This window comes from Bradyrhizobium genosp. A (assembly GCF_049949275.1).
In the GTDB taxonomy this organism is placed as follows: Bacteria; Pseudomonadota; Alphaproteobacteria; order Rhizobiales; family Xanthobacteraceae; genus Bradyrhizobium.
In genome coordinates this window covers 2,404,012-2,414,691 of the sequence record NZ_CP188196.1, presented here as the reverse complement: position 1 = coordinate 2,414,691, position 10,680 = coordinate 2,404,012, and the positions used below count along the sequence as shown (strand labels likewise).

5 protein-coding genes are annotated in these 10,680 nt (G+C 55.3%); 1 reads left to right on the top strand and 4 read right to left on the bottom strand.

All coding sequences use genetic code 11. From position 1 onward, the window contains the following. Positions 1-5: 5 nt before the first annotated feature. The 4 genes from ACP2YP_RS11325 to ACP2YP_RS11310 form a co-directional block, all read right to left on the bottom strand. On the bottom strand, positions 6-1,403 hold the full coding sequence (locus ACP2YP_RS11325) for a protein kinase domain-containing protein (protein WP_426424201.1): 1,398 nt from the start codon (positions 1,401-1,403) through the stop codon (positions 6-8). Positions 1,404-1,512: 109 nt separating this feature from the next. Beyond that, positions 1,513-2,382: a hypothetical protein gene (locus tag ACP2YP_RS11320; protein WP_426424200.1), complete on the bottom strand. Its 870-nt coding sequence runs from the start codon at positions 2,380-2,382 to the stop codon at positions 1,513-1,515. Further along, positions 2,367-3,500: a type IV toxin-antitoxin system AbiEi family antitoxin gene (locus ACP2YP_RS11315; RefSeq protein ID WP_426424199.1), complete on the bottom strand. Its 1,134-nt coding sequence runs from the start codon at positions 3,498-3,500 to the stop codon at positions 2,367-2,369. Before ACP2YP_RS11315 ends, ACP2YP_RS11320 begins: the two co-directional genes overlap by 16 nt. A gap of 573 nt (positions 3,501-4,073) precedes the next feature. Beyond that, positions 4,074-4,271 (bottom strand): hypothetical protein, encoded by a 198-nt coding sequence (locus tag ACP2YP_RS11310; protein ID WP_426424198.1) that lies wholly within the window; start codon positions 4,269-4,271, stop codon positions 4,074-4,076. A 246-nt stretch (positions 4,272-4,517) separates the two neighbouring features. On the opposite strand from ACP2YP_RS11310, the gene ACP2YP_RS11305 reads away from it, so the two are divergent. Next, complete coding sequence (locus tag ACP2YP_RS11305) at positions 4,518-10,634, top strand: SpvB/TcaC N-terminal domain-containing protein (protein ID WP_426424197.1); 6,117 nt, start codon at positions 4,518-4,520, stop codon at positions 10,632-10,634. Positions 10,635-10,680: the final 46 nt, after the last annotated feature.

Genomic DNA, 10,680 nt, shown 5'->3' with positions numbered 1-10,680 from the left:
CAAGCTTAACGCCGTCGTGGTTTGTTGTTGAACTCAAACATAACGAACTGCTGCAGGCCGCCGCGGATCAGCTCGGGGAAGGCCTCAAGCGCGTTCTGCACGAACGCCCGCAAATCGTCGGCCTTGTCTGGCCACTCGGAAATATTAAGCTCAAATCGTGCGGGCTCGTTGGCGATGGCGTAAGCAAAGCGGCCCCGACCCTGCTGGGTTCGATTGACGAAGGCGTGGCAGCGCTGGACAGGCCGGTTGTCCGGTTCGCGGATCTGAAGCGTGAGCCAGATGCCGACCGGCTCTTTTGGCGGCTGACCGGCCGGGGCGACGATGGCTTTGCGGTAGAACGCAAATTGCAGCGCCGTGATGCGTTCGTGCGCGCCCTCGTGCTGAAACGTGATCTCGTGGCCATCCAGCGCCTGGGATTTTGAGACCCGGCCCATCACAGTTGCGCCGCGCGGATTGAAAGGCTGCGCGCCGGATTTGATCAGGCCCGGCTCGGTCAGCCGCGCCGCATGAGCGGCGAGCTCGCCATGCACCAACGCGAGAATGTCCATGTGGACATCATTGAACCACGCCTGACGCCGCTTCTCTTCGTCCGCTTGGTCCTGGACACGCGAGCGGTCGGCAAGCGCGGCCTGCTTGAGACGGTCGATCGCAGCCGTATTGAAGGCATGGGGCGGCTCGGAAGCGGCCTCGGCGGCAATGGATTCAAGCCTGCGGATGACCTCAGGCATGGTTTGGATGCGATAGGGACGGGCGCAGATCATCTGGCTCAACAGAATCTTTATCCGGAGCAGCCGGCCGCCTGCCGCAAAGGGCGCGGCGTATGCCTCTTCATGTAGACGCTCACGCGGCATGCGCACGCCGCCCGTGATCATGTAATAGATGACTTTGCCCAGCGAGTAGATGTCGGCATCGGGGGTGACGGCCAGTTGACCGCCGTCCTCAAGTTCCGGCGCCATGAACACCGCGGGGCCCACCACTTCGCCGTCTCGGGTGTTGCGCTGCTCGCGCGCCTGGATAAGGCAGATGCCGAAATCCGCGACCCAAATCGCGTGTCCCTCGCCGGGAAACAGGATGTTCTCCGGCTTGACGTCGCGGTGGATGATGCGGGCCGCGTGAGCGGCCTGAAGGCCATGGGCGATCTGGATGGCGACCGTCAACACGTCGTCGAGCCTGCCCCGGTAGCGGCCCACGGCTTTGGCCAAGTTGCCGCCCTTGGCGCACGGCATGACGAGGTATTGCCGCGCGTCGTCCCCGGGAACGGCATCGAGCGCGGAGTGATCGAGCAGCGGCACGATGTTAGGGTGCGAGAGTATCTTGATCGCTTCGACCTCGTCGCGGAAGCGCTCATGACGCTCGGCGTTGAACACGCGCTTGAGGGCACAGGGCCCCTGGTATTGTCCCATAAGGTCTTCGACCAGGATAACCTGGGCCTGGCCACCCTGATCGAGCGTGTCGCCGCTCTTCCATCGGCCGCCGTAAGGGCCCCTTGTTTTTGCCATGGGCTTGTTCCCGCTAGACCAGCCCCAAGGCCTTCAGCCAGGCCTGCACCTGTCCGAAAGCGTCCTGTTGCCATTGATCGGGAGTACGGTCTCCGAGGAGATGCGTTTCCTCGACGAACTTCCGCACCGACGTGGGGCCGTAGGCATCTTCCTTGTCGAACTTCCCGGCGATGTGGGCGTAGCCTTGTTTGCCTTCCGCCAACTCGAGCAGCGGCTTGCAATCCGCGGCGAGCGCCTGCGGCCCGCCGGGGTAATTGCGAATGCAGTAATAGATATCGTAGGCGTCCTTCTGCTTATGCCGGTTTTGGATGGCATAGCCCTTCATGGCGAGAAGCGCCGGGATCGAGGCGATCGCGATCTCGACGCGGTTCTTGCCGCCCGCGGGCATCGAGCCGTCGATCGCTACCATCTGATAAAACTGAAGCGCAAGATCAGCGCCGTCGGCGCGCTGAACGGCAAAATTCTCAATGAGGGCCGGCTTGTTCTTGGTAAGCTCGACATGGCGCGGCATCAGGAAATCGACGATCACGTCGATGGGCGGGCCGCCGTCGTTGGGGTCAACCTGTCGCACGAGCTGGAACTTCTTGAGCTCAGTGCGCTGGTCGTAGCCGTTCTCCATTAGACTTTCGATGAGCGCCTTGTATTCGGCGTCGTCCTTGAGCGCGGCGGCATCGAGCGCGATGTCGATATCGAGCGTGCCGACATGGGCCATGTCCTCGTTCTCAAGCAGGAGCCACGGTACAGCGCCGCCGATGATTGCGAACTTGCCCTTGAAGCTGCCGAGGATCTGGCCCATTTCGATCAGCACGGATTTCACGGCCGCCGTGGTGCGCTCTTCGTAGTCGGCAGCGGACTGCGGCTCGGGCTTCACTTCTTTTGCCATTGGAGCTTTTCCTCCCGGAGATGCTCGGCAGCTTCCCTTCCGCGCTCTCCGGCTACGTAGAGGTCAAGGTAGGTCTGGACTGGGCTGGTGCACCGGACATGCGGCGCGGGCTCGACGGAATCCCGAAAGAGTCCCTCGTCCTCGACTTGCAGGACGGTAACATTCTCACCGCGTGCCGGGGAGGACAAACCAAGGCGCTCTTTGAGTACCGAGAGGCCCTTCTCGTCGGCGTAAAAATAGTTGGTGCTTATACGGGCGTATGGCGCGAGCCACTGCGCCGCCGAGAAGGAGGCCAGCATGGCCTCGCCCTTGCGGTTGGCCTCTTCGAGGACGTCCGGCAGGCATTGTTGCAAGGCGCTGCCGTGTGAGGTGGTGTAAAAGAGAAGCTGCTGGCCCGGTGGCTTTTCATAGACCTCCCGCCAGCTATCGAGCAGCGCGTCGGGGTGAATGAGGCTAAGCCCTTCGCGGTCGGTGCTTGCCCATTCGCGGTCAATCAAGGCGCGGCGGACATTGCTGACATGGCCGAGGCTCACATTAGCTTGTTCGGCAAGTTCGGCGACCTTCCAGGCACGTTTGGGGTGGCGAAGCAGCAGACGGAGAATCTGGGCGGACTTTGGTGCAAAGATTGATTTGATTTCGCGGCGCTCCGTCGCGGGCTTGAGAGGAACGGCGCGTTCGATGAACACGCCCCCGAAGACCAGACGGCAGTTGCCTTCAAAGTCCAGGAAGCCAATATTCTCTTCTCGGCAAAGTCCCTGCGCGGCGGGCGACAGGTAGGGCGCGATGACGACGCCGTACGCGCCTTTGTCGAGGGGCTTTACGTAGTGCCGGAGCTGGTCAATCGCGGCCCGCACGATGCGGGGCTGGCCATTGCTCTTGAACTCGCAAACGATCTTCTGAGGGCATCCATTCGACTTGACCTCAACGATCAGGTCGAGCTCCCGGCGGTGATCAGGGTCAATGGCGTTCTGCTTGACGGCCTCCACGGTGAGGAACGGGACTTCGGCCAAAACGGCTTGCAGCCGGCGGGCGGCTTCTTTTTCGAATTTCACTCCAGAGTATGGTTTCAACATTTGCTGAAAGTAGCTACGCCAATGAAAATAATCAAGCGATTTCACTGATTTTATCGTTTTCAGCATACCGCTGAAATGTCGATTTCGAATGAAATACACCGTAATGATTTGATTTTGCTCAACTCCGGCACTCTAACGCAAGCCGAGACCTCCCCACCAACCGGCTAGTGATCGAAACCTCTAGATGACGGCTCGCGAGAGCCGCTCCCGCTCGCGGGACGCGCCCGAAGGGCTCGGAACCCAAAGACCGGCGGAAACGGTTTCCCTCCGCCCTCCTGACTCTACCGAGCTACACGTCGGGCAGCGCGGCAGACCCAGCCCCGGCGCCGGGCCAAGTAGCGGCTCTCGCTCACTTCCAGGGCGGACACATTCTCTCCGGCAGCTCCCACGAGGCTCATATGCTCGGCGCGGGCACCTCGGGCGGTAGCCAATCGCCATCCAGCGGGCGGACGACTTTGCTTACCGAGTTAGACCACCCCGGGAAGGCGACCGCAGCCTCTCCCCTCCTCGCTAAGCACATCCTTCAGAGTCTCGGGATTGAAAGGCCTGCATGCTTTCGACCTGAAAACAGTGATCGAAGTTGATAGGGACGTCACATGAACTTCAAACTACAAATTTCTATTCGTCGGAGAGACGTAAACTATCATCTGGGTTTTCGATATAGAGCCGGTTAGAAATTCGCTGACTTTTCTGGTCGAGAAGATAGATCCACTTCTTTCCACTAAATTGATCTTTTGGATCGTCGCTTTGCCAGTATTGACGGCCGCAGGCGCGTGAATCAATTTTTTCACGGCCCCTAGTGAAATCATCCTGCACTCTGTACCGCTCTCCATTATTCCCTTGCTGGAATGTTACTTCGCCCAACCGTCGAGGTGGACAGTCGGATCTCGAAATCCATGACACGAGACCGATCGCCGCGGCAACAAATGCTGCGCCGCCAGCCAGACATTTTGCCACAGTTGCCTTGCACGTGGGAATGATAACGGTTGAATCTGGAGGTCCAATTTATCTAGAGTAGACCTACCACGGCCCCTTTTTTGGGTGCCCGGCTCGGGGGGTGCAATGTTTCGGAAATTCATCTCGATTTTATTGTCTTTCGCGCTGATAATGAGCTCACTGAGCCCAGCCTATGCGGAATCCACTTCATCAGCTTCTTCGAGAGTGAATCCACTAACAAAGACTGCGGCTCAAAAGACGCCTGGGGGTGCGCCTGGAACGAATTCGTCTATCGAGGCTTTTTTGCCTGATCTTTTCCATGGCACCCCCAAAGTCGAGATACCACTGCTGCTCCCTCCACTTCGTTCGCGCCTAAAACTTTCATTGAATCCACAATACTCTTTCGGACAAAGAGGCATACTCGGCTACGGCTGGGACATTTCGATTCCAAAAATTGCGCGAAAGCGAGACCGAGGCATCAACTACAATTCTAACAGTTTTGTTCTTTCATCGCCGGAGGGGGCGGCGGAATTAGTCGAAGTAAGTGCGGGTGTGTTCAACCTCGTTTCCGATGACAAATTTATCAAAGTCGATCGATCGATCGATGGGGGCTTCCTACTTACCAACCGAGAAGGAACCGTCACTCGATTCGGTAGGACAAGACAATCGAGGTTGTATGATCCCGGGGCAGACCAACGGATCTTCAGTTGGATGGCCAATCAAATTGAAGATCGCGATGGTAATATCGTCGATTTTGACTACGAAAATCTCGATGGCTCTCCATACCTGGTCTCCGTAACGTACGGGTCCAAAAGGGATCAACAAGCAGTTTTCAAAGTCGCGCTATCTTACAAAACCATAGACGCGACGCCGACCACCTTTGAGCTCGGATTCGCAACAAGCAGGGCGCGGTTACTTGACGAGCTTATTGTCCGATCTCTCGGCACCGAGCTGCGTCGATACAAATTTGAATACTCACAGGAACGATCAACCGGTAACTATGTCCTTGCATCAGTCATCGAAAATGCGGGCAGCCGATTCCATTCTCGTCGCTACTCGATGAAATACAACTTTTCAGAACAATTCGGCGCAACAGCGGAATGGCAAGAAGGTCCTAAGCCGGTAAACTTTTCGCAACGGTGTCTAACCGGGAATTTTGCAGGCCACGGGCGGACCGACTTTGCTTGCTATCTCGACGGTGGCAATTGGGAGATGGGATTGTCGGACATCGACCAATGGCACACCGAATTTGTAGATGAAGCCAGTGGTCGAAAAAAAGTATCCAATGTATGGCGCGAGGGACCAGCGATCGGCTTGCGCACCGACGTACAGCAGCCGCCATTTGGCCCAAAAATTACAATCGAGAAGAGCATCGCCGACTTCTGCTTCGCAGGTGACTTCGAAGGCAAAGGCAGAACTGGTATCGCTTGCTACACGGGTGGTGGAAAATGGCAAGTGGCCCTTTCGAACGGCGTCGGTTGGCGTCTCTCGACTTGGGCCAACGGAGCTACTCCAGCCTCACCATTTGTAGCTGATTGGAATAATCGAGGTACGCCCGTTAGTAGCTCCTGCACAATAGGTGATTTCGTAGGGCACGGGCGCGCAGCAATCGCATGCCATGTTGGCAACGGAAAATGGCAGGTCTCGCTTTCCAACGGATCAGGCTGGAGCACGACAATCTGGGATGCTGGAGCGTCTTTTTCGGGCGCGTTTGTCGACTCTTGCGTGGCCGCTGACTTTGACGGCAGCGGACGCACTAGCATTGCGTGCCGATCTAGCGGAACTAATTGGCGGGTCGCTATTTCGACAGGATCCAGCTGGCTTACCTCGAATTGGGATTACGGCCCGGACTTCGAGGGGGCAGTCGCGCAAGCTTGCTTTGCTGGAAACTGGAATGGCGGCACAAGCCTAGGTATTGCATGCTTTTCCGAAAAGCGCGGCGAGTGGCAAGTTGCCTCCTCCACAGGACGCAGTTGGACAACTTCTGCTTGGCGGAATGGACCGGTGACAAAATTGCCGCTCCGTGATCATTGTATCGTTGGCAATTTCAACGGAGACACGAAGACTGGGATTGCATGCTATACGGGCATCGCGGGAGATTGGAACGTAGCTTTTTCAACTGGTGTAGGATGGAGCTCAAGCATTCGGCATGAGGGACCTTCAACTGCACTACCAGTTGGATCTAATTGCATGGCAGGTGACTTTACCGGCTGGGCCAAGACGCGTGTAGCCTGCTACTCTGGCGGGGGCGTATTCAAGGTCTGGCTATCAGAGCCGACCGTTACAGCTACTTTGAAATCAATCACATTCCCAACTGGGCTTGAACTCGTCTATTCGTATGATTGGTTGGATCCCTCCACACAAACATTATTGCCAAGTGTTTATCCGGTTGTGAGCGGGCTCAATATCCGGGCTGGTGGCACGTCACCAGACACGCAGGTCACCTTCTCGTTCATGGAAGGATATTTTGACGCCCTCCATCAGGAATTCCGAGGCTTTGGGAGGGCAGTCGTCAAGTATCCGCGAGCAGAGGACGGTGATCAAAAAACTGTGGCTATAGCCTTTCACCAAGGCGCGACGGGGGCCTCAAACAATTCAGATTTCGATGCTGCTAACGCCGTTATGAAGGGTCGCATCTATTCGACCGTCTCAACCAATAAGGAAGGCCTGAAACTAGAATCGTCAACAATCGACTACTTAATCCGTCCGGGCTTAAGTACGGTCGTTCTCCCCGCGAAGCTTGAAAGCGATGTCTGTGACGGTTTCAGGTGCTATCTAAAGACGCAAAGAGAATTCGAATATGATGAGTATGGTAATAATACAAAGGAAACGACTGCCCGCAGGTATGACGCAGACTTTTCGCTGGTAACCGTCGCTCGGACCTTCGAGCACGACATGCGCGTCGGCGTACTGGGCATCCTCAAGTCCGAGAGCATATCGGACGAGCAAACCCGGAAAATATTGATCTCCACTCAATACAACTACGACGAAGACGTTTCCTGCGGAGGCGATCTCATCAAGCATGCGCGCGGGCGGTTCGCGTTGACTTCGATAGTCGCGGCTCCAGAAGGCCGAAAGGCCAAGAGCTGGTACGCATACGATCAATATGGCAATCTTCTATGTCGGCGACTGCCCGAAGGAGGCGTTTTCAAGAACAAGTACGATGCGAGCGGCAATTGGCTAATAAGCATTCTGAACCCACTGGGGTTTGTGACGAGATTTGAATACTACGGTATTGAAGGCGTCGAGCTAGACGGTGGGCCTGTAGGCTCTCAGAAAAGCATTTCGGATGTTAACGGAAATACGATTCTGAATGAATACGATAACATTGGTCGGAAAATTCGCGAGACATTGCCTACTGGAGGCTGGACGAACTGGGACTATGCCCAAGAAGGTAACATCCAACTGGTGCACAGCTTGGATGCAACAGGTGAGGAAACCTATGAGCGACGCGATGGCATGGATCGCATTGTATCCATATTGTCTCGTGGGCCAGGCCAGCGCTGGTTCGAGATGCGACAGACTTACAACGAAGCGGGCCGACCGGCCACACGCTCCGGTCCAGTTGCCGCCGGCAAGGCGCTAAATCCAACAATATTCAAATACGATGTTTGGGGCCGACTCTTCGAAATTATTGACCCTGATGAAAATTCGCAAAAATTTTGTTATTGGGAGGGTGAGACAGTGGGAATCTCACCTGTAGGGGAGATTTCGGGAAAACGAATTGGAGTTCATGGATCTACTTCGGAAGTTTATGTTCTGGCCCGCGACTCAAGATATAAGACGTCTAACTGCAAAGGTCTGAGAGGCGCAAGTAAGCTTGCGAAAGCTACCTTCGAATATGACGCCGCAGGACGTCTGATTTCTCTAGCGCGCAACGATCGCATCGATACTGAAATATTGTATAATGATCTTGGTCTGCCCGGCACAATCAAAGATACAAACAATGGCACTACGACGATGGAATATGACGGCAACGGCCGCATCGTCTCATCGCGGACTGTTGGAGGGGTAGCCAAATTCACGGCATATGATTTGTTGGGAAGACCGGTACAAGTCGATTACGGCAACCCGAAGCCAGTGGGGCAAGGGGACGTCAGATACGAATATGACGAGGGAATATCTAATGGGCGCGGACAGCTGACGCGCGTCGTTTCAGCGCAGTTTGCTCGCGCAGCTGAGTATGACTCCCTGGGTAATATAACCAGTGATGAATACGTAGTTGGTGCCGAGCGGATCAAGCTTCGTCGCTCGTTTGACATGAAAGGGCGCCTCGTCAGCCTCAATGGCTTTGGCCTCAACTATACTTTTGAATACGAGGGCGGTCTCTTGCGAAGTGTGCGAGAGGGCGACGAACAAGTTCTGGCGGTCGGGGGCGTTAGCACCGGAGGGCAGCCGACATCGTATAAAGTTAAGGACTTTGGATCTGTTAGTTTGAAGTACCACGATCCCGTCGACTCTGAGTGCGGACATCAACTTTCGCGTCTGTGTAAAGTAGCGGTTCAAAACGAGCAAGGCCAGCCGCTGTTCCTCGAGTCATATGGCTACGACGCTGATGGAAGAATTAGTGAGATTCAGCAACTTCAGCAGATAACGAAAGTTGTACGAGACGACTTTGGACGAGTCTCGGCGATTGAGAATTCGTCAACAGGCAGCGACGCATCTTTTGAGATGACCCCGTCGCGAGAAGATGAATCGTTTTCCTATGACTCATTCGGACGAATCGTGCGCTCGAGTAGCGGCGGTACCTATCAGTATGACGCCGGCGCCTCTCCCGCCGACGGCCCAACAAAAGTCGGAGAAAACGAGATCAATTACCGCGCCGACGGCAAAGTTTTGAAGATAGGGCAAAGAACCTTCACCTATAGCGAACGCGGACTCCTTGAAAAAATAGCTACGAATGGGAAGACTACGGAATTCAAATATGACTCGGAAGGAAAAGTCGTCTCCATCTTGTCCGAAGGAAAGGACGAGATGCAATTCCTCGGCAACGAGGTAATCTGCACTCACGGGAAATGTCGACTTCGTCTCAAGATCGGGCCGATATTCATTGACAAAGGGGATCGTGAGAACAAGAAAATTTCTGTTTCAGATGCCTTGGGAACTATGCGCTTGATAGGGAGACCCGGACAGCTCAAGGCAGACTCATTGGAGACGTTCGCGACATTCGGACGTCCGATCTCTCGGTCAGGCGTCACCAAAGAAACGCGTGTTGGAATGTCAGGCGCCGACTACAGTCCCGAAGAATCAATTTACCTGCTTCGGGAGCGCGCCTTCGATCCCGTGACAAGTATGTTTCTTGCCCCAGATCCTATTCAGTCGTTCAAGGCCGGAAGCGCCTTATCCGGTAAGTATGTTTATGCGAACGGGGATCCATTCACCTACCACGACCCCAATGGACAATTTGCTTGGTTTGTTCCGATAATTATAGGTGTAATTCTTGGTGCCGGAACGGCTGCCGCAAATGGAGGAACGATCGAAGATGTTCTTCGGGGCGCGGCAATGGGTGCCATAGGAGGGGCATTTTATTGGGTAGGCGTAGGCCTGGGCGGTAACGCGCTTGCCTTTGCATTCTCTGGAGCCGCAGCTGGTTCAACGAACGCCGCGCTGTTCGGCGGCGACATCGGACAAGCTGCTACAGCAGGGTTTTTGATGGGAGGCTTGTCGTCGTTGATGTTTTCGAGCTCGGTTGAAATCTTCGGCAAGGATACTGGCCTAGGGGGGAGCCTCGATTACACCGTCAACTCCAGTCTAAGAGGAGCGGCGACTGGAGGCGCCTACGCTGCCTTTACTGGGCGAGATCTGGGAGAAGGAATCCGGAGAGGGGCAAGTTCAGGAGCATTCGGTGCCTTGTTCAATATGGCTTTTGGGCACGTTGCCGGATTCGCGATCACAGGATCAATTCCGAAGTGGGACCAGGGTGCGTGGATCTACAAAGGCAATCAAGAAAGTGTCTTTACTATCGGCAACGTTGTCACCGGCAATAAAGGCATCTACACAGAACTCTCTCCAGATGGAGGTGGTTACAATCCATCTAGAGGTACAGAGTTAATGCATGAGCTAGGTCATATTTCGCAGAGCGCCACGCTTGGGGTTTGGTTTGTCCCGACGGCGCTCATCACATATGGCGTAGGAGGTGCTTGGGCGAGTTACAAGCACCAAGACTTCATGGGAGGCACACACAAGTATGGTTTTATTGACAACGACTCGGGCTATATCGATGTTCCTTCCTATCGGAACTAGGCCAGGAGCAGTTGGCAAGTGAAAGCCGCCATAGGCATCAAGTTTG

What these genes read in the sequence shown, in the direction of transcription:
- ACP2YP_RS11325 (WP_426424201.1), bottom strand. Translation starts at nt 1,403, where the DNA reads ATGGGACAATACCAGGGGCCCTGTGCCCTCAAGCGCGTGTTCAACGCC.
- ACP2YP_RS11320 (WP_426424200.1), bottom strand. Translation starts at nt 2,382, where the DNA reads ATGGCAAAAGAAGTGAAGCCCGAGCCGCAGTCCGCTGCCGACTACGAA.
- ACP2YP_RS11305 (WP_426424197.1), top strand. Translation starts at nt 4,518, where the DNA reads ATGTTTCGGAAATTCATCTCGATTTTATTGTCTTTCGCGCTGATAATG.